This is a genomic window from Paraburkholderia flagellata, assembly GCF_021390645.1.
GTDB lineage: Bacteria > Pseudomonadota > Gammaproteobacteria > Burkholderiales > Burkholderiaceae > Paraburkholderia > Paraburkholderia flagellata.
This window is the reverse complement of record NZ_JAJEJT010000002.1, coordinates 1,425,429-1,446,192: the sequence shown is the minus strand read 5'-3', so window position 1 is coordinate 1,446,192 and position 20,764 is coordinate 1,425,429. Positions and strand designations below refer to the sequence as shown.

General features: G+C 63.9%; 14 protein-coding genes. 10 read left to right on the top strand and 4 right to left on the bottom strand.

The window, feature by feature from the left end:
* Genes L0U83_RS20785 through L0U83_RS20775 form a run of 3 tightly spaced genes read left to right on the top strand, consistent with a single transcriptional unit; the run spans position 1 to position 3,900 of the window.
* Entirely contained in the window at positions 1-1,494 is a 1,494-nt protein-coding gene (locus tag L0U83_RS20785) for an O-antigen ligase family protein (protein ID WP_233885904.1), read from the top strand.
* On the top strand, positions 1,491-2,711 hold the full coding sequence (locus tag L0U83_RS20780) for a glycosyltransferase family 4 protein (RefSeq protein ID WP_233885902.1): 1,221 nt from the start codon (positions 1,491-1,493) through the stop codon (positions 2,709-2,711). The genes L0U83_RS20785 and L0U83_RS20780 overlap by 4 nt, the downstream gene beginning before the upstream one ends.
* 31 nt (positions 2,712-2,742) lie before the next feature.
* Positions 2,743-3,900: a glycosyltransferase family 4 protein gene (locus L0U83_RS20775; protein ID WP_233885900.1), complete on the top strand. Its 1,158-nt coding sequence runs from the start codon at positions 2,743-2,745 to the stop codon at positions 3,898-3,900.
* A gap of 80 nt (positions 3,901-3,980) precedes the next feature.
* Here L0U83_RS20775 and L0U83_RS20770 read toward each other — a convergent pair whose 3' ends face one another.
* The 3 genes from L0U83_RS20770 to L0U83_RS20760 are packed head-to-tail and all read right to left on the bottom strand — an operon-like array spanning position 3,981 to position 7,099.
* The gene (locus L0U83_RS20770; RefSeq protein ID WP_233885898.1) at positions 3,981-4,937 is read right to left on the bottom strand and encodes a GDP-mannose 4,6-dehydratase; all 957 of its coding nucleotides are present in this window, start codon (positions 4,935-4,937) and stop codon (positions 3,981-3,983) included.
* Entirely contained in the window at positions 4,924-5,967 is a 1,044-nt protein-coding gene (gene gmd / locus L0U83_RS20765; protein WP_233885896.1) for a GDP-mannose 4,6-dehydratase, read from the bottom strand. The genes L0U83_RS20770 and gmd overlap by 14 nt, the downstream gene beginning before the upstream one ends.
* A gap of 37 nt (positions 5,968-6,004) precedes the next feature.
* A complete protein-coding gene (locus L0U83_RS20760) occupies positions 6,005-7,099 on the bottom strand; it encodes an acyltransferase family protein (RefSeq protein WP_233885894.1) in 1,095 nt (364 codons plus the stop codon).
* 399 nt (positions 7,100-7,498) lie between these two features.
* Here L0U83_RS20760 and L0U83_RS20755 point away from each other — a divergent pair, with 399 nt between their 5' ends.
* Genes L0U83_RS20755 through L0U83_RS20745 form a run of 3 tightly spaced genes read left to right on the top strand, consistent with a single transcriptional unit; the run spans position 7,499 to position 13,646 of the window.
* Positions 7,499-9,667, top strand: coding sequence for an NHL repeat-containing protein (locus L0U83_RS20755; RefSeq protein ID WP_233885892.1), 2,169 nt, complete (start codon positions 7,499-7,501; stop codon positions 9,665-9,667).
* A gap of 29 nt (positions 9,668-9,696) precedes the next feature.
* On the top strand, positions 9,697-11,163 hold the full coding sequence (locus L0U83_RS20750; protein WP_233885890.1) for a flippase: 1,467 nt from the start codon (positions 9,697-9,699) through the stop codon (positions 11,161-11,163).
* On the top strand, positions 11,160-13,646 hold the full coding sequence (locus L0U83_RS20745; protein WP_233885888.1) for a glycosyltransferase family 4 protein: 2,487 nt from the start codon (positions 11,160-11,162) through the stop codon (positions 13,644-13,646). The genes L0U83_RS20750 and L0U83_RS20745 overlap by 4 nt, the downstream gene beginning before the upstream one ends.
* Positions 13,647-14,254: 608 nt before the next feature.
* Here the strand turns inward: L0U83_RS20745 and L0U83_RS20740 are convergent.
* On the bottom strand, positions 14,255-15,442 hold the full coding sequence (locus L0U83_RS20740; RefSeq protein WP_233885886.1) for an acyltransferase family protein: 1,188 nt from the start codon (positions 15,440-15,442) through the stop codon (positions 14,255-14,257).
* Between the two features lie 199 nt (positions 15,443-15,641).
* Between L0U83_RS20740 and L0U83_RS20735 the strand changes: the two genes are divergently transcribed.
* From L0U83_RS20735 to L0U83_RS20720, 4 genes are all read left to right on the top strand, one after another.
* Entirely contained in the window at positions 15,642-15,785 is a 144-nt protein-coding gene (locus tag L0U83_RS20735; RefSeq protein WP_199272116.1) for a hypothetical protein, read from the top strand.
* A gap of 265 nt (positions 15,786-16,050) precedes the next feature.
* Positions 16,051-16,941, top strand: coding sequence for a UTP--glucose-1-phosphate uridylyltransferase GalU (gene galU / locus L0U83_RS20730; RefSeq protein ID WP_233885885.1), 891 nt, complete (start codon positions 16,051-16,053; stop codon positions 16,939-16,941).
* A gap of 369 nt (positions 16,942-17,310) precedes the next feature.
* The gene (locus L0U83_RS20725; protein ID WP_233885884.1) at positions 17,311-18,960 is read left to right on the top strand and encodes a S53 family peptidase; all 1,650 of its coding nucleotides are present in this window, start codon (positions 17,311-17,313) and stop codon (positions 18,958-18,960) included.
* A 123-nt stretch (positions 18,961-19,083) separates the two neighbouring features.
* A complete protein-coding gene (locus tag L0U83_RS20720) occupies positions 19,084-20,757 on the top strand; it encodes a S10 family peptidase (RefSeq protein ID WP_233885883.1) in 1,674 nt (557 codons plus the stop codon).
* Positions 20,758-20,764 lie beyond the last annotated feature (7 nt).

Genomic DNA, 20,764 nt, shown 5'->3' with positions numbered 1-20,764 from the left:
ATGGATGTCACGACCGCTATCCCCGCACCGACGCCGCAGCCGGCGAGCCCGCAACGTGCTCGCCGGTCAGGCCTGCGCAGCCTCTTGGGCCGCGATACGCTGCCGCCGCTCGCATTGTGGCTGTTCACGGCGCTCCTGATCGGCGCGCACCAGGGGACGGTGCTGACGCTCGCGTTCCCCGTGCTTTCGATCGCGGTGGGCTTTTGGCTCTACTTCGTGAACCCGGTGCGCTATATCGGCTTCATGTGGTGGCTGTGGTTCCTGAGCCCGGAAGTGCGGCGTCTGGCCGACTTCGGCAAGGGCGGCTTCACGCCTACCAGCCTCATTCAGGTCGCACCGCTCGCTGTGACGATGATCAGCGGGATCTCGTTGCTGCGCTACTACCCGATCCTCGGGCAGAGGCGCGGCCTGCCGCTCCTGCTCGCGCTGCTCGGCATCGGCTATGGGTTCGTGGTGGGCGTCGTGGGCAGCGGCCCGGCGGCGGCCGTCTATGACCTCGCCAACTGGATCTATCCGTTCCTGATCGGCTTTCACATCATGGTGCTCACGCGCCAGTATCCCGAGTGCAGCAAGACCATCATCAACACCTTCATCTACGGCATGCTCGTGATGGGCGCATATGGACTCGTGCAGTTCTTCATCATGCCGCCGTGGGATGCGATGTGGATGATCGGCTCGGACATGAACTCGCAGGGCGACCCCGTGCCGCTCGGCGTGCGCGTGTTCAGCACGATGAATTCGTCGGGCCCGTTCGCGTTCGCGATGATGGGCGCGATGGTGTTCGTGATGGCCGCGAAGCATCGCGTGCGCTGGATCGCGGCTGCGTTCGGCTTCTTCTCGTTCGCGCTCTCGCTCGTGCGCTCGACCTGGGGCGGCTGGGCGATCGCCATGGTCATTCAGTTGATGAAGTCGAGTAACAAGGTGCGCATTCGCATCATCGTGAGCGCGCTCGTGCTTGCGGGCGTGTGTGTGCCGCTCCTGACGTTCGGTCCGGTGGCGGACCGCATGCAGCAGCGCCTGAATACGCTGGTGAACCTGAAGGACGACCAGAGCTATGAAGCACGTAACCAGTTCTATGCCGACTTCGCGAAGAAAGCCTTCACCGACGTGACGGGCGAGGGCCTCGGCGCCACCGGCGCATCGACGAAGCTCTCCAGTAACAACGGCCAGCTCGGCCAGTACGGCAGCTTCGACAGCGGCGTGATGAATATTCCGTTCGTGCTCGGCTGGCCCGGCACGCTGCTCTATATGTCGGGCGTGCTGTGGCTGCTCGTGCGTGCCGTGCGCGTGTCGTTTCGTCTGCCTGAAGACCGCTACGTTTGCGCGTGCCTGAGCCTCGCCATTTCGATCTTCGCCATGCTCGTATTCACCAACTCGCTCGTGGGCACCGGCGGCCTGCTGCTCTTTTCGAGCGTGTTTTCCATTCTCAGCGCGGGGCATTGGACGAAGCTTCAACGCCAGGCCAATGTCCGTACCACGGAGGTCTCCGATTGAGAGTCGCAATCGTCACGCATGTCGTGCGCCACAACGACGGCCAGGGCCGCGTCAATCATGAAATCGCGCGCGCCGCGCTCGACGAGGGGTTCGAGGTGACGCTGGTCGCCTCGCATGTCGCGCCCGAACTGCTTGCACATCCCAAGGTGAAATGGGTGAGCGTGCAACCATCGCGCGCGTGGCCCACCAACCTGCTGCGCCAGCAGGTGTTCGCGCTGAAGAGTGCGCTGTGGCTGCGCCGCAACCGGCGCGAATACGACGTGCTCCATGTGAACGGCTTCATCACCTGGGCGCACGCCGATGTCAACACCGCGCACTTCGTGCACGGCGGCTGGGCGCGCAGCAAGTATTACCCGTTTGGTCTCACGCGCGGCGTGTGGTCGGCTTACCAGTTCGTCTACACGCGCGCCAATGCGGTGCTGGAGCGCTGGGCGTACCGTCGCTCGCGCGTGATCGCCGCAGTCTCCCGCAAGGTCGCGGACGAAATCCGCGCGTCGGGCGGCAACCCCATGGAGCGGCTCGACGTGATCTACAACGGCGTGGACACGCGCGGCTTTTCGGCCGCGAGCGCCGACCGCGCGAAGTTCTCGCTGCCCGCAGACGCGTTCCTGCTGCTCTTCGTGGGCGACCTGCGCACGCCGCGCAAGAACCTTGGCACGGTGTTGCATGCGCTCAAGCAAATGCCCAGCAACGTGCATCTGGCCGTGGCCGGCTACCTGCCGGGCAGTCCGTATCCCGACCTCGCGCGCGAGCTTGGCATCGAGTCGCGCGTGCATTTTCTCGGCCTCGTGCGCGAGATGCCCACGCTCATGCGCTCCGTCGATACCTATGTATTTCCTTCGCGCTACGAAGCAATGAGCCTGTCACTGCTCGAAGCGATGGCGGCGGGACTTCCGGTAGTGACGGCGCGCACGGCGGGTGGCGCTGAAATCATCACACCCGAGTGCGGCATCGTGCTCGAAGATCCCGACGACGTGGCCGCGCTCGCCAACGCCGTGAAAACGCTCGCAGCCGACACGCCGCGCCGCCTCGCGATGGGCGAGGCCGCGGCGGAACTTGCCACGGAGTTCGGCTGGGCGCGCATGGCGGCGCAATACATCGCGCTCTACCGGCAACTGGCCGGCGACGCGAGCGAGGCCGTGCGCCGCGAAGAACCCGCGTTCGCTGCTGCGACGCTGCCGGGCGGTCAACCGCTCCAGCGCGCAGAAACCCCCTGATAACCGCATACGTGCAGAACAAGGACACGCGATGACCACACAATCCATTCAATCGCTGCAGATCGGCATGCACTGGTTTCCCGAGCGCGCAGGCGGCCTCGACCGCATGTACTACTCGCTGGTTGGCGCGCTGCCCGGTGCGGGCGTGCGCGTGCGCGGCGTCGTGGCCGGCTCGCCCAAGGTGGCACAGGACAGCGGCGGCGCGATTCAAGGCTTCGGCTCGGCTTCCCGCTCGCTGCCGTTTCGCCTCATGGACGCGCGCCGCGCGCTGCGCAGCGAGATTCGCCGCCATCGCCCTGACGTGATTTCCTCGCACTTCGCCCTTTACACCTTCCCAGGACTCGACGTCACGCGCGGCATTCCGCAGGTTTCGCACTTCCAGGGACCGTGGGCCGACGAAAGCCTCGTAGAAGGCGCGGCGACGCTGAGCCAGCGCGTCAAGCACTCGCTGGAGCAGTCGGTGTATGAGCGCGCGTCGCGGCTCATCGTGCTTTCGAAGGCGTTCGGCGACATTCTCACGCGCCGCTATGGCATTTCGCCCGAGCGCGTGCGTATCGTGCCGGGCTGCGTGGATACGGCGCATTTCGACCCGGCGTGCACGGTCGCCGAGGCACGCCTGAGGCTCCAGCTGCCGCAAGGGCGCCCGATCATTCTGGCCGTGCGCCGCCTCGTGCGCCGCATGGGTCTGGAAGATCTGATCGACGCGATCAAGATGGTGAAGCAACGCCATCCGGACGTGCTCCTGCTGATCGCGGGGCGAGGCCGTCTGGAGTCCGAACTGCAGCAGCGCATCGACGAAGCGGGTTTGGCCGACAACGTGAAGCTGCTTGGCTTCGTGCCTGACGCGCACCTCCCGTCGCTCTATCGCGCCGCTACGCTGAGCGTGGTGCCGACGGTCGCGCTGGAAGGCTTCGGCTTGATTACGGTGGAATCGCTTTCCGCCGGCACGCCGGTTCTGGTGACGCCGGTTGGCGGCCTGCCGGAAGCGGTGGCGGGGCTGTCACAGGATCTCGTGCTGCCAAGCACGGGCGCAAACGCGATCGCCGATGGCATCGACGGCGCGCTTTCGGGCCGCATCAAGCTGCCGGATGAAGCGGCGTGCAAAGCGTATGCGCGTGAGCATTTCGATAATGCCGTGATCGCGAAGCGCGTAGCCGGTGTTTACGCGGAAGCGATCGCCGCCCACTGAAGCGGGTCGTTAGACCAAAAGAAAGCCGCCGCTCGGGAGAGCGGCGGTTGATGTGTAGAAGAGAAGAATCAAGCAGGGCGTTATTGCGTTTCGAGCACGCGTTCGCGCGCTTCTTCGTACATCCAGCGCAAGGTGTCTTCCAGGTGCTTGCGCGAGCTGTCGCCGACGAGGGAACGCAGCTTCGCATTCGATCCGATCAACTGACGCACTTCGTTGGCGCGCACGAAACGCGGATCGACGTGCACCTCGATCTCGTAGCCGGCGATACGCGCAAGCATGCCGAGCAGCGCGCCAAGCGTCTGGCCGCTGCCCGAGCAGACGTTGACGGTGACGCCACGCGGCGCCACTTCGATGAGCCGCGCATAGGCGTTCACCACATCGCGCACATCGGAGAAGTCGCGGGCCACGTGGAGGTTGCCAAGCGAAATCTGCTTCTCACCGCGCGCGTAGTGCTCGACGATCTTCGGGATCAGGAAGTCCAGCGACTGGCCTACGCCCGTGTAGTTGAACGGGCGCGCGATGATGATCGGCAATTGCGCCTGAAAGCGCTTCGCGACGTATTCCATCGCGAGCTTGCTGACTGCGTAGTCGTTGGCGGGTTGAGGCTCGACGTGCTCGTCGATCACGCCGTTCGTGGCATTGCCGTAGATATTTGCGCTGCTCGCCAGCAGCACGGCACGCGGCACGTGCTTCTGCTGCGCGAGGGCTTCGAGCAGATTGCGCGTGCCGACCACGTTCACGACGTAGGTGCGCGCAACGTCGCTGTCGGCCACGTGGGCCACCGCGGCGAGATGCACGACCACGTCGGGTTGCACGGACTCGAGCGCATGCGCGATGGCGTCGCGTTCGAGCAGGTCGGCTTCGATCGCCGTGGCGCCGAACGGGAAGGCCTGCGCGCTTAGCGATTCGCCGGCCCGAACGGTGCCCCAGACACGGTGGCCGTCCGCCGCGAGGCGGGCGGCCATATAACGGCCCGTAAAGCCGCCAATGCCCGTGATGAGCGCGCGCGGACGGCTAGCGGGATCAGAATGTGTCATGGCGTTCGTTGCGCGCAAGGTCGGCCGTGACCATCATCTGGCAGAGTTGCTCGAGCGAGGTCTGCGGCTGCCAGCCGAGCTTTTCCTGTGCCTTGGTCGGGTCGCCGATGAGCAGATCGACTTCGGCGGGGCGGTAGTAGCGCGGGCTTACACGCACGAGCGTGCGGCCCGTGGCGACGCAGATGCCGGTTTCGCGCTCGCCCTTGCCCGACCATTCGAGCTGGATGCCGGCCGCCGTGAAGGCCATCTTCACGAAGTCGCGCACGGTTTCGGTGCGGCCCGTGGCGAGCACGTAGGTGTCGGGTTCATCGGCCTGCAGCATGCGCCACATGCCTTCGACGTATTCGGAGGCGTAGCCCCAGTCGCGCTTGGCGTCGAGGTTGCCGAGTTCGAGCATGTTGAGCTTGCCGAGCTTGATCTTCGCGACACTGTCGGTGATCTTGCGTGTGACGAACTCGCGCCCGCGCAGCGGCGACTCGTGGTTGAAGAGGATGCCGCTCGTCGCGAAGATGTCGTAAGACTCGCGATAGTTGACGGTGGACCAGTGCGCGAACAGTTTGGCCACGCCATAAGGGCTGCGCGGATAGAACGGCGTGTCCTCGCATTGCGGGATCGCCTGAACCTTGCCGAACATTTCGGAGGTCGAAGCTTGATAGAAGCGCGATTTCGGATTCACCACGCGAATCGCTTCGAGCATGTTGAGCACGCCGATGCCGGTGACTTCGGCGGTCGTGACGGGCTGGTCGAACGATACGCCCACGAAGCTCTGGGCCGCGAGGTTGTACACCTCCTGCGCTTGTGCACGCTCGACGAGACGCAGGGTCGAGCCCGCATCCGTGAGGTCATGTTCGACGAGCTCGAGCGACGGATGGTCGAGGATCCCCAGCTCGTTCATGCGCCAGAAGTTCACGGAGCTGGTGCGGCGATAAGTGCCGGTGACGTTGTAGCCCTTGTCGAGCAGAAGGCGCGTGAGGTAGGCGCCGTCCTGGCCGGAAACACCGGTGATGATCGCTTTGCGACGTTCGTTCATGTGATGTGCCTTTGAAGTAGCGAACGGGATTCAGGAATTACGATTGCGGGCTCGACTGGCTCACGCGCGCGGTGATGTCCACCGGCTCGACCGCTGAGCGGCGGCGCGGGCCGCGCGTGAGGCGGCGCTCGAAGAGGAACCAGCTCACGCTCGCATAAGCGAGCGTGAGGACGAGCGCAATCGCGGCGCTCTCGATGCGGCCATAGTGAAGCGGCCACACGGCATAGAGAATCGTGAGGTGAATGAGGTAGATCGTGTAACTGATCGTGCCGATGTATACGAGCACCGGGTTCGACAACAGGCGCCGCACGATTCCTTTCGATTGCAGCGCGAACACGACGATGGAGGTGCAGAGTACAAGCGAGATGCTATAGAGCATCGCGTTCGAGAGCGGCGTGTTCATGGCGCGAAAGCGCGGGTAGTGCAAGTGCAGCCAGGCCAGCACGCCGAGCGCTGCGAAAAAAAGCACGGCGGCGGGCCACTTGAAGGGCTCGAGTGCGTTGCGGTCGCGGCGCACGAGCACGGCGAGCAGTGCACCGGTGGCCAGCAGGTCCATGCGGAACGGCGTGAGATAGTAAATCGGCCAATACGTGTCGAACCATGGTGTCGCGACGGCGCGCAGCACGGGCACGAGCAGGATGAGCGCGGCGGCCACCACGGCCATGAACCGCTGTGGCAGGAGCAGCACGACGAAAGGCCACACGATGTAGAACTGCTCTTCTACGGCGAGCGACCAGAGAATGTTGAGGCTGTCGTGGCCGCTCTGGCCGAGCGCGTCGCCGATATTGGTGGCGAAGAACGCATACCACGGCCAGTAGTGCGCCCAGCCGAAGCCGAACAGCAGCGACGACACCGCGAGCAGCAGCAGGTAAGGCGGCAGAATGCGGCGCACCCGGCGCGCGTAGAAGTAGCTGAAATACGACTGCCCGCGCGCCTTGCGCTCGAGCAGGATGCCGGTGATGAGAAAGCCGCTCAGCACAAAGAACAGGTCGACGCCCATCCACAGCGGCGCGTGCAAAGCGTGCTGCGCGAACACGGCGAGCACGGCGAAGGCACGCAGACCGTCCAGCTGGACGATGCGGTGGGAATGGTCGGCGGGGCCAGGCTGTTTGACCAGGTGGCTAACGGTCATCGGTTCTCCGGTGGGGTCATGCATACGCGATTGCTTCGCGATTCATTCTAGAAAGAATTAAATGTTCAAAAAGCCGAAATATATTGGTGATGGATTTTTAAATTGAAATCCTGGAAATTGCGCGATATGAAATCCGCATTGCTGTCTGGAAATCCGGATAAGCGCCGCCGTATAGGGCTTGCGGGATTTCCGTTCGGGTTCTGGAATTTATTTCCGGCGCACTCGGAAATGGGTCATAAATACTGAATTTTTTTGAATTATTTTCCCTTTTTTAGGGGCGATTTTTCACACGGTTTGTGCGGCATGATCCTGGCAGATTGCCGTCATCTGACCGGAGGAATTGCCTTGCCGTTTTCGAATCCCGATCGCCGCTTGCGCAGGACTTTGGCACTAGCCGCGATGTGCACGTTTATCTGCACGTCTTCGGTTCAGACCATCGCCGCGCCGCAACTCAACGTGACGACCTCGTGGATCGGCAATACCTTCGGCAACGGCCAGGGCACGTGGATGCAAATCAACGTCACGGCCATTGCCGTCACACCCGAAGGCAAGGTGTTCACCAACGCCCCGTGGGACGAGAGCGGCGCCGAGATCAGCGCGTACCAGGACGGCAAGCCGCTCGGCTTTGCCGGCGGCACCCATGGCTGGGGCGGCGCCGGCGGCAACGCCGTGGCCGTGAATCATCGCTATCTGTATGCGGCGGTTGGCGTGGGCAACGAGAAGGGGCATCTCGTCGGCAGCGGCATCTGGCCTGCGAAGGGCAGCCAGTGGTATGGCATCACGCGCCGGCCGCTCGACGAACCCAGGCGTGCCGCCGCGTTCCAGGCTTCGCCCGATCCGCTCAATCCGCATGCGCAGCTTTCCGCGTCGTTCCTGAAGATCAACGAAGTGCCCGCGGGCACCCATGCCGACATTGGCGGACTCGTCGCCACCGATTCGACGCTCTACGTGAGCAACACGCCGATGAACCGCATCGAGGTGTACGACGCGAACTCGATGCAGCGCAAGACGCAATGGGATGTGCAGGCGCCGGGCCGTATCGCGCTCGCGGCCGATGGATCGGTGTGGGTGCTGACGGGCACTGGAGCGGGTAAGGGCGCTGCTCAACCGCGCATCGAGCATTTCTCGGCGGATGGCAAGCGCCTCGACGACACGCTCGCGCTGCCCGACGATTCGGTGCCCGTGGATCTCGCGTTCGATCCGCAGCAACGCCTGCTGATCGCCGATAACGGGCCGCGCCAGCAGATCCTCATCTTCACGCGCAACGGCCGGACGTGGACGCAGAGCGCCACGCTCGGCGAGCGCGGCGGTATCTTCTCTGGCGTCGCCGGCCGGCCGGGGCCGGGCCGGTTCAACGGCCTGACGGGCGTCGGCACCGATGCGCGCGGCAACATCTACGTTTCGACGAACGGCGTCGGGCCGCAGCACGACGATAGCATCGGCGCGGGTCTTGGCGCGACGCTGGAGGCGTACACGCCTGCGGGCAAGCGCCTGTGGAATCTGGAAGGCCTGCTCTTCGTGGATGGCGCGTGGGTGGACCCACAGCGCCCCAACAGCGTTTATACGGGCAACAAGCGCTTCGAACTTGATTTGTCGAAGTCGCCGGGGCAGGACTGGAAATATGTCGGATTCCTGTCTAATCGCTTCCGCTATCCCGACGACCCGGTTTTTCACACTGACCAGTGGCCGGGTCTGCCGACCGCGCGCGCGTTGGACGGGCACACGTTCCTGTTCCTGACCGACATGTACGCGGACCACCTGAAGATCTATCGCTTCGACGCGCAGCGCGACGGCGAGACCGCGATTCCTTCGGGCTTCATCGCGGGACGCGGCCGCGGGGTGCAGAACGTGCCGAACGCGCCGCCAGGCGGCGACTGGATCTGGCGCGATGCGAACGGCAACGGCGCCTTCGATGCCGACGAATTCACGCGTAATCCGGGCCGCGATCATCTTGCAGGCGGGTGGGGCTGGTGGATCGACACGCGCGGCGACATCTGGCGCGCGCGCGACGACAAGGGCATCTGGCGCTTCCGCTTCGGCGGCCTCGACGCGAAGGGCAACCCGATCTACTCGTACGACAAGCTCGACAAGTACGCGATTCCCGCGCCGTTTACCGAGGTGCATCGCGCGATCTACGAACCGCAGACCGACACGCTCTACGTGACGGGCTATACGGCCGACGCACCGCACGATCCCGGCTTCTGGAAGGAAGCGGGGCGCGTGCTGGTGCGCTATGACAAGTGGTCGAGCGGCCACCCCGAACAGCGCTACATGCTGCGCCTGCCGTGGGACCCGAAAGCGAAGCCGCCTGTCACGCCCGCGGGGCTCACGGTGGAAGGCCAGTACGTGTTCGTGGTCGAACCCGCCGGCAACGTGCATGTGTACGACAAGGACAGCGCGAAGGAGATCGGCACCTTCGGTCCGGGCGCGGAAGTGGGCAATACCTCGGGTTGGGTCGACGTGCCGTTCGGCATCACCGCGCATCGCCAGGCGAACGGCGAATACCTCGTGTTCGTCGAGGAAGACGCGCGCGGCAAGGTCCTCATGTACCGCTGGAAACCGGCCTGACCCTCACGGGCCACGCAACTGGATACCTAATGGATAAAGGAATACTGCGCAACGTCGCAATCAATCTGTTCGGTCTCGTGCTGCCGACCTTCGTGTCGCTCGTCACGGTGCCTTCGTATATTCGCATGCTCGGCGTGGAGCGCTACGGCGTGATCGCGCTCGTGTGGACCCTGATCGGCTACTTCAGCGTGCTCGATCTCGGCATGAGCATGGCCGCCCAGAACCAGATCTCGAAGGCGTATGCGTCCAAAGACGCCGACGCCTGCGAGCGTGTGTTCTGGAGCGCGTTCTGGCTGAACTTCACGACCGGCGCGATTGGTGGCCTCCTGATCTATTCGGGCGGCGCGCTTTATACCGCATATTTCACGCACGTCACGCCCGAATTGCGTCACGAGGTCTATCTCGCGCTGCCATGGCTTGCCGTGGCGATTCCGGTGGCGAATGTCTCGTGGGTGTTCGCGGGCGCGATCAACGGCGCGGAGCGCTTCGGCATCTACAACACGAACCAGACGCTCGGCACTTTCCTGTTTCAGTTGCTTCCGCTCGCCGCTGCCTGGGCGTACGAACCGAATCTGCAGACCGTGCTGGCCGCCGCCGTGTTCGCGCGTCTCGCGGCCGCCATCCTGCTCGGCCGCTCCGCGCTGCGCGTACTCGGCATTCGCAAGGTGCGCGGACCGCGCCTCGATACCTCGAAGGCGCTCTTCAATTTCGGCGGCTGGATGCTGGTTGCGAGCATGACCACGATGGTCGCGGATTCGCTCGACCGCATGATGCTGGGCGCGGGCCTCGGCGCGCGCTTCGTCACGTACTACACGGTGCCGCAGAACCTCGTCACGCGCCTGAACATGGTGCCCAACGCGCTCGTGCGCACGCTGTTTCCGCGCCTCTCCGCGCTCGGCCGCGAGCATGCGGATGAAATCGCCGCGCAGTCGCTGCAATTTCTCAATGCCGTATTCACGCCCATTGCCATCGGCGCGATCGTCGCGCTCGAGCCCTTCCTGCATGCGTGGGTGGGTCCCGTGATCGCCGAGCATGGTGCGCCGGTTGGGCGCGTGCTGATCATCGCTGTGTGGCTCGTCGGGCAGGCGGGCGTGACGCGCATTCTCATCCAGTCGCAGAACAATCCTGCCGCCGCCGCGCGCGTAGGGCTCGTGGAACTGCCGCTCTTCGCGGGCCTGCTGTGGCTCGGCATTTCGCGCTTCGGCTTGCCGGGCGCCGCCGCCGCCGTCCTGTTTCGCGCGTTGTTCGACTACGTCGTGCTGCTGTGGCTTTCGCGCATTCATAGCCGCACGATCGTCATCGATATGTTTGCACACCTGAGTTTTCTCGCTGCTGCGCTCGCTCTCGCGTGGTGGCTGCCGGACGCGCTATACGCAATCGGCGCCGGTGTCGTACTGGCGCTCGCCAACATGGTGTGGTCGGTTGCGACCACACCTATGCTGCGCGGCTACGCCCGTTCCCTTCTCTTTCGACTGAATTCACGGAAAAGCGCATGAGTCACGAACTGATCGACGAAGCGGCGCCGTCCGAAAGCGCCGCCGCGCCCATTCAACGACGCGCCGCCACCCAAGCCCGACGCCCCGAAACGGGCGCCGTCATGCCGCTGCGGCCGTTGCGTCCAGCGCTCGCCGCGGGCCGTGCGCCGCGCGTGGCTATCGTGCACGACTGGCTCGTGACCTACGCGGGCGCGGAGCGCGTGCTTGAGCAGATCCTTGCCTGCTTCCCTGACGCAGACCTGTTCTCGGTCGTCGATTTCGTCGATGCGAAGGACCGCACGTTCCTGCGCGGCAAACGCGCCACGACCTCGTTCATCCAGAAGCTGCCCGGCGCACGCAAGCGTTATCGCGCGTACCTGCCGTTCATGCCGCTCGCGATCGAGCAGCTCGACGTCTCGGGCTACGACGTGGTGATCTCGAGCAGCCACGCGGTCGCCAAGGGCGTGCTCACGGGACCGGACCAGTTTCATATCAGCTACGTGCACTCGCCGATTCGCTATGCGTGGGATCTCCAGCATCAGTACTTGCAGGAGTCGAGCCTCACGCGCGGTCCGAAGTCGATGCTCGCGCGGCTGATTCTGCACTACATCCGCAACTGGGACGTTCGCACTGCGAATTCAGTAGACCAGTTCGTCGCCAACTCGGAGTTCATTGCACGCCGCATTCAGAAGGTGTATCAGCGCCAGGCCGAGGTGGTGTATCCGCCCGTGGATGTCGACGCGTTCGATCTCGAAAGGCAGAAGGAAGACTTTTATGTGACCGCCTCACGACTCGTGCCGTACAAGAAGATCGACTTGATCGTCGAGGCGTTTGCGCGCATGCCCGAGCGCCGTCTCGTGGTGATCGGCGACGGTCCGGACATGCACAAGGTGCGCGCGAAGGCGACGCCCAACGTGGAAGTGCTGGGCTATCAGCCATTCGCCGTACTGCACGACCGCATGCGGCGCGCCAAAGCCTTCGTGTTCGCGGCGGAAGAGGACTTCGGCATTTCCGTGGTCGAGGCGCAGGCTTGCGGCACGCCCGTGATTGCATTCGGGAAGGGCGGAGCGCTAGAAACGGTGCGTGACACCGGTTCGCGCCCCACGGGCATTTTCTTCGAAGAGCAAAACGCGGACGCGATCATCGCAGCGGTCGATTCGTTCGAAAGCGATCCCGGCCGATTCCGCGCCGAGGATTGCCGCGCGAACGCGGAGCGCTTTTCTTCGCGGCATTTCCGCGAGCAGTTCTTCGCACGCGTGGCGAAGGCGGTGCCGGCGATCTCTCAAGCGGGCTCCGCTCACGGCGCACCGCCGTTCGAGATCGATGCGGATGCAACGGAAGCACCGCGTGTTCTCGCCATCGACCAGAGCGGCGTGCTGGGCGGCGCCGAGCTATCGCTGCTCGAAGTGGTGAAGGGCTTGCGCTCGCGTATCGACGTGCTGCTCTTCAACGACGGACCCTTCAGGGAGGCGCTCGACAAGGCTGGCGCGCGCGTGGAGGTGATCGATTCGGGCGCGTTGAGCAACGTGCGCCGCGATGGCGGCGCAGCACCGCGTCTGGGCGTGCTCGCGGGCATTGCCGCACTCGTGCGCGAGACGCGCCGCCGCGCCCGCAAAGCCGACGTGCTTTACGCCAACACTCAACGCGCCATGGTGATCGGCGTGCTCGCGGGCAAGCTTGCGCGTAAGCCGGTGGTCTGGCATTTGCGTGACATCGTCAGCGACGAGCACTTCGGCCGCGTGCAGCGCGCTGTGATCAAGGGCTGTGCGAAGCTGGGGCTTGCGCATGTGATCGCCAATTCGCACGCTTCGGCGAAGGTGTTCGCGCAACTCACGCGCTTCGATACGAAGCGCATCGACGTCGTGCATAACGGCGTGGATGAATCGCCGTTCCGTGCGCTTGCGCGTGTGCCGCAGGCGCAATTGCGCGCGCAGATCGGGCTACCGGAGGATGCGTTTCTCGTGGGTGCGTTCAGCCGGCTCGCGCGTTGGAAAGGTCAGCATGTGCTGCTTGAAGCGTTGCTCAGCGAGCCGCGTGCGCATGCGGTGTTTGTCGGTGCGCCGCTATTTGGTGAGGATGCCTATGCTGCGGAGCTGCGTGCGTTCGTCGAAGCGAATGGGTTGCAGGAGCGCGTGCATTTTCTTGGGTTCCGTCATGACATCGCGGCGTGCATGCGGGCCGTTGATGTGATCGCGCATACATCTATCACGCCTGAGCCGTTTGGCCGTGTGGTCGTGGAGGGCATGCTGGCGCAGCGGCCTGTAGTCGCCTCGCGTGATGGCGGTGTGACCGAGATCGTCGAGCATGGCAAGAGCGGGTTGCTCTGCACGCCAGGCGACGCGAAGGAGCTGGCTGCGACGATCGCCAGGCTGCACGATGATGCGGCGTTGCGGGAAGGGCTTGCTGCGCAAGGGCTTGCTACTGCGCGGGAGCGGTTTGGGAAGCAGCAATATGTCGATGCTGTCGAGCGTGTGCTCGATGGTGTTGTTGCGCGTGGCCGGTAATTTTTTTGGGCTTTTGTTGCGGGTCCTGGGCGCTTTGGCCTTTCCTTGTATTCGCGTTGGTATGCGAGCGTTGCCCCTGTGCGGGGCGGCACCTACTTTTCTTTGCAGCGGCAAAGAAAAGTAGGCAAAAGAAAGCCGCTCAAACCGCCAGCGCCTGCCACAGTTCACCTCTGGCCGTTACGGCCAGTGGCTCCGGAGCGTCTGCCGCCACTCGCCCTCAACCGGAGTGACAAGGCGCTCATCCTTCCGGCGGCGCTGCGCGCGCCGAAGGGCATAGTCCAAGACCGTCAGGGCATATGAGTTCTCGCCCATGTTCAGCCGTAACGTTCGGTTTTCCTTGCAGACCCGGCCGCTGCGCGCGTAGCGAGCAGCGGGATGAATGAGCCCTTTGTCACTAACCTCGGTGGTGCGAGGCGACAGACGCTCCGGAGCCACTGGCATGAACGGCAAGAGGTGAACTGTGGCAGGCATTAGCGGTTTGAGCGGCTTTCTTTTGCCTACTTTTCTTTGCCGCTGCAAAGAAAAGTAGGTGCCGCCCCGCACAGGGGCAACGCATGCAGACCGACGCGAATACAAGGAAAGGCCAACAAAGAGGCGAGGAGCCCCAATCAAGCAGTGACCCGTTTCCTGAGCCGCGCAGCGGCAAGAAGCGCAGGCCGCTCGAAGAGCCGAAAGAACACCCATGCCACCGGAATGACGGCGAGCGTAAAACCGAACGAAGGCCAGATCGACGTTTGCAGTTCAGAGCGAAACAGCAGCGAGCCGAGCAGCACGAAGAGCGGCAAATGGATCAAATAGAGCGAGTAGCTGAAATCCCCGAGTCTGGAAAACAGCGAGTGCACCACGCCGAAAGAGGCAGGCGCAGGCTGCGCAAGGGCCTTCACGAGATAGCAGGCAAACGCGCAGGCCCAGAGCTGGAACGCGCCGAACTGTCCAAAGTGGAACGCCACGCAACCGGCCGCGGCAAAAAGCGCCGCAGCTGCGTAGGCAAAGCGAAAGCCGGACGAGCCACGCAACCGCACTTCGGCGATCCATGCGCCAAGCATCCACGAGAACCAGTAGGACGTGAAGACAACGATGTCGTGCCGCTCCAGCGTCAACGCCGATACGACGTTGATGAGCGCCACGCCAGCGAGCACGACATTCAGGCCAAAACGGCGGCGCGCGGCGAAGAGCAACGGGTAAACCAGGTAGAACTGCACTTCTAGCGAAAGGGTCCAGAGCGCGCCGTTCGAGCCATACGTCTTACCGGCCACGCCTTGCAGCGAGAACAGATTGACGAAGAAGTCGCGTGCCCCGATGCCGTTGATCTTGTGGCTCACAGGAAGCAGCGAAAGGCTGATCGAATCGGCAGCCAGCGTGAGCAGCAACGCGGCGAGCAGCACCGGATAGATGCGCACGAAACGGCGCAGCCAGAACTGCCGCGCGTCGAGCCGGAAATCGGGGTTCGCATTCAGGCGCGCCGCGCCGCTGCGGTGAATGCAATAGCCGCTGATGACGAAGAAAATCGGCACGCCCGCCGATCCCCATGCAATGGGAAACGTGAGCCACGCGGCGATGGTGCCGGGGCTCGCGAGGCTGGCGTGCAGTTGGTGGAACGCGCCCATGCCGATCCAGGTGACCTGGCGGCAATGGAAATAGGCCACCAGCAGGGCCGCAAAGCCGCGCAAGGCCTCGATCAGATGCTCGCCGGCAAGCTCGCGGGTCGCGGTCGCGGGCCGCGCTGCTGTGGTGGCAGCAGCGGTGGGCAGCGCGGATGCAGGCGGCATGGCGGTTTGGAGTACGGGATCGCTCATCGGTGTCAGCCGGTCCTTGGGGAGAGTACCCGGCGATCTTAGGGGCGCGCGCGCGAGGGAAGTAAGCAAAAGATTTTCAAAATGTATTCGCGAAGATGCGAGAAATGGAGAAATAAATGGATTGAAAAACAAAGCGGTTTATTTATGGAATTTGGAATGCTAGTTTGAGTGTGATCGACTATGGTCGCTGGAGAATCCGATGAACCTGCACTTGCTGGCCGGCGTGGCCGTGCTGTTGATACTCGTGGGGGTGTCCGCGTATCGTGAGGCCTTGCGTAATGAGCCCATCCGGCGCGCACGCACGCGCTCCGGCGCGTTGCCGCCCGCCGACGAGGCGGAGTAGACTGCGCCCGAACGAGACGCGTCATTGCCGCCAACCGGATCAGGAAATTCATGCCGGTCCGGTTGAAATTATTCGGTATGAATGGCAATAATTTCCGGCGTCATGCTGGAATTTCGCAATCTGGATTTACTGGCCTTTTTTTATTCCTTAAAAGGCGGTAAACAATATTATTCAATACAAGAATCTGCCAAGGCAGAACCTCGGGGAAGTCGGCTTGCCTCGCTGCGAGACCGAGACTCAAACGAACGATCTGGGAATGGACATCATGCTGAAAGTAACCAAAGCGGTATTTCCTGTTGCAGGCCTTGGGACGCGGTTCTTGCCCGCCACCAAGGCGAGCCCGAAGGAAATGCTGCCGATCGTCGACAAGCCGCTCATTCAGTACGCGGTGGAAGAGGCGATCGCTGCGGGGATTACCGAAATGATCTTCGTGACCGGCCGCAGCAAGCGCGCGATCGAAGACCATTTCGACAAGTCGTACGAGATCGAATGCGAACTCGAAGCCCGCAACAAGCAAAAACTGCTCGACCTCGTTCGCAGCATCAAGCCAGCCGATGTGGACTGCTTCTACGTGCGCCAGGCCGAGGCGCTCGGGCTGGGGCACGCAGTGCTGTGCGCGGAAAAGCTTGTGGGCGGCGCGCCGTTTGCCGTGATTCTCGCGGACGACCTGCTCTACAGCCCCACCCCCGTCATGAAGCAGCTCGTGAACACGTTCAATCACTATCACAGCTCGGTGATCGGTGTGGAATCGATCGCGCGTGAAAACAGCGCGTCGTACGGCATCGTCGATGGCCGCGAGTGGGAAGAGGACGTGTTCAAGCTTTCGGGCATCGTCGAAAAGCCGGCGCCGGAAGTCGCGCCGTCGAATCTCGGCGTGGTGGGCCGCTACGTGCTGATGCCCACGATTTTCGAGCATCTGCGCGCGCTGAAGCCGGGTGCGGGCGGCGAGCTGCAGCTTACCGATGCATTGCAGTCGCTGCTCACCGAAGAGCAGGTGCTCGCGTACCGCTATATGGGCACGCGTTTCGACTGCGGCAGCAAGCTCGGTTACCTCAAGGCGACCGTGGAGTTCGCGCTGCGCCATCCGGAGGTGAAGGAGGAATTCGAAGCGTACCTGCAAACGCATCTGCCGGCCGCGCTGGCTGCTGCGGCATAAGAACTTCACAGCGGCACAATCACGCTACGGGACACTTCGCAGCGCGCGGGCTCGGCGCCCGCGCGCTTTTCGCACAACTCGCATTTCTCCCACACGATCTTCGTGACGCGACTTGGCGCCTGCGCGCGGAGAGATTTGCAATCGTCATCGGTGTATAACGATTCTGGCGGGCACGCCGAATGCGCACACTGTTTCGTTTGGATTCACGCTGCGCCGCTGACCGCTCGTGCGGTGGCGATGCTGCGTGAATATTCCAAAGATTGTGCGGCATGCCGGGCCCGATTGGCGCGCGGAACTCCGGTCATTCAACGCGTGTCCGAGAGCCAGAATCCAGTCACACACAAGCGCTTCACGAAGGAGAAAGCGGCCATGACCAGGCACCTTCCCGTGGCAGGCAGTGAACATCCCGCGCCCGCCGGCGCGCAGTGCGTCGGCGCATGCGACCCGGCGGAGCGCTTCAAGATCGTGCTGATCCTGCGTCGTCAGGCGTCGGCCGAATTCCATGCGCTGGTGGACCGGCTCACCGCGAACGATCCCGCCGCGAAGCCAGTTTCGCGCGAGGACTATGAGCGGCGCTTTGGCGCTAGCGCCGCCGACATCAAGCGTGTCGAACAGTTCGCGAGCGCGCACGGCCTTACCGTGGACCAGACCGATGCATTGGCGCGCCGGGTCGTGCTCTCGGGCACGGTGCAGCAGTACAACGCCGCCTTTGGCATCGACCTGCAGCGTTTCGAGCATCAGGTCGGCAAAACTACGCATCACTTTCACCAGCCGAGCGGCCCCCTGCATTTGCCGCAAGACATGCACGAGGTCGTCACCGCCGTGGTCGGGCTCGACAACCGCGCGAAGGCGCAGCCGCACTTTCGCATCGTGCCGACGAATCTGGCCAATGCACTGGCTAGTGACGCGCAGACAGCGGCAGAAGCGCCAGGCGCGCCCATCCGCCCGCCAATCCGCGCCGCGCGCGCGGTGACCCGGTCGTTCACGCCTTTGCAGCTCGCGGATCTTTACAGCTTTCCTGCGGGTGACGGCAGCGGCCAGTGCATTGCCATCATCGAAATGGGCGGCGGATACGACACGGCGGACCTCAGCGCGTATTTCAAGGAACTGGGCGTGAGCGCGCCGCGCGTGGAGGACGTCTCCGTCGATCAGGCGACGAACGCGCCGACCGGCGACCCCAACGGGCCCGACGCCGAAGTCACGCTCGACGTGGAAATCGCGGGTGCGCTGGCGCCCGGGGCGCTCATCGCCGTGTATTTCGCGCCGAACAGCGAGGCCGGTTTCGTGGATGCGGTGAGCGCGGCGCTGCACGACAGCCAGCGCAAGCCATCGGTCATCTCGATCAGCTGGGGCGCGCCGGAGTCGGCGTGGTCGCAGCAAACGCTCGGCGCGCTGAACGACGCGATGCAAACGGCGGTCGCGCTCGGCGTGACGGTGTGCGCGGCTTCAGGCGACAGCGGCTCGTCGGACGGCGTGGGCGACGGCGCCGATCATGTCGATTTTCCCGCCTCGAGCCCGTATGCGCTCGGCTGCGGCGGCACGCACATCACGGCGTCGAACGGACGCATCTCGCAAGAAAGCGTGTGGAACGACGGCGCAGATGGCGCGACCGGCGGCGGCGTGAGCGCGACGTTCGCGCTGCCGGACTGGCAAAAGGGCCTGCGCGTCGTGCGTGGCAGCGGCGGGGCCGGCGCGCTGGTGCGGCGCGGCGTGCCCGATGTCGCCGCCGACGCCGACCCGGCCACGGGTTACGAGGTACGCGTGGCCGGCGCGGATACCGTGGTGGGCGGCACGAGCGCCGTGGCGCCGCTGTGGGCTGCGCTGATCGCGCGTATCAACGCGGCGCGCGGCACACCAGTGGGCTTCGCGAACGCGAAGCTCTACGCGCAGCCCAGCGCCTTCAACGACGTGACGAGCGGCAGCAACGGCGACTTCTCGGCGGCGCCCGGCTGGGACGCCTGCACGGGCCTCGGCACGCCGGTGGGCACCAAGGTGGCAACGGCGCTCGGCTCGGCGTAGGATGAGCGCGGCGTGCCGCCGCGCCAGGAAGGCAGTGGCGGGCGCGATGCGGGTTACATGAGAGGTTGCATTCGAAGTTGCATTCACTGTCTCAAACGCGAACACACAGAAAGTGGAGACGACATGAACGACGAAGCGCAGTCCACCAAGGGCAACGGCGGCGCTCAAGGGGCCAGCCCCGCGAGCGGTAACGGCAAGCATCGCTCCCAGGCCGACCAGCCTTGCTTCGATCCCACCGCTTACGGCAACGGTCCCGACGACTTCGTCACCGACGTGACCGAGAACGCCGCGATCACGCACCACGCCATTCAGATCGGCAAGGAAGTCATCGCCTATACGGCAACGGCGGGTCATCTCGTGACGGTCGATCCGAGCAGCTCGCAGCCCAATGCCAAGATGTTCTACGTGGCGTTCACCAAGGACGGCGTGCAGGCGCAGGACCGTCCCGTCACGTTCTTCTACAACGGCGGCCCGGGCTCGTCTTCCGTTTTCGTGCTGCTCGGCTCGTTCGCGCCCAAGCGCATCAAGACGTCGATGCCGGGCTTCACGCCGCCCGCGCCCTATGCGCTCGAAGATAACCCGGACAGCCTGCTCGACAAGAGCGACCTCATCTTCATCAATCCGGTGGGAACGGGCTATTCGGCCGCGATCGCACCGCATCACAACCGCGACTTCTGGGGCGTGGATCAGGACGCGGATTCGCTCAAGCAGTTCATCAAGCGCTACCTCTCGGCGAACGATCGCTGGAATTCGCCGAAGTTTCTCTATGGCGAATCGTATGGCACGGCGCGCAGTTGCGTGCTCGCCTACCGGCTGCACGAGGATGGCGTGGATCTGAACGGCATCACGCTGCAGTCGTCGATACTCGATTACACGCAAAGCGGCAATCCGGTGGGCGCGCTGCCCACGGCGGCCGCCGACGCCTGGTACCACAAGCGCCTTGGCGTGACGCCCGCGCCGAAGGACTTGCAGGCGTTCGCCGCGCAGGTGGCGCAATTCGCGCGCACCGATTATCTTCAGGCGCTCTCGAAGTTTCCCGATCCCAAGGACAAGACCATTCCGGCTACGCTCAAGACGCTGTCGCAATACACGGGCATCGACACGCAAACGCTGGAGTCGTGGAATCTCGACATCGCCGCGTACGACAGCCGCGGCAATTCGCTATTCCTCACCACGCTCATGAAGGACAAGGGTGTGGCGCTCGGCTCGTACGACGGCCGCGTGACCGCCATCGACACGGGTATTGCCGGCAACATCGACCCCAACTCGGGCGGCAACGATCCCACCATGACGGCGGTGAGCGGCGTCTATACGGCGATGTGGAACAGCTACCTGAACGAGCAGCTCAAGTTCCGCACGAACTCGTCGTTCACGGACTTGAACGATCAGGCGTTCAAGAACTGGGACTTCGGTCATATCGATCCGACGGGCGCGCAAAAGGGCGTGGACGCGCAGGGCAATATCGTGCTCTACACGGCCGGCGATCTCGCGGCAGTGATGGCGCTGAACCCGGATTTGCGCGTGCTTTCGGCGAACGGCTACTACGACTTCGTCACGCCGTTCTACCAGACCGTGATCGACCTGCAGAAGATGCCGCTCCTCGATCAGAAGGTACGCAATAACCTGAGCGCACGCTTCTATCCCTCGGGGCACATGGTGTATCTCGACGCCGGCTCACGCACGGCGCTCAAGGCCGATGTCGCGAAGCTCTATCAGGTCGCCGTGACGGACCGCCCCGCGGTGGCGCGCATTCGCGCTCTCCAGCGCATGAGCACGATGAGCACCATGCATCATTGAAGCGCTT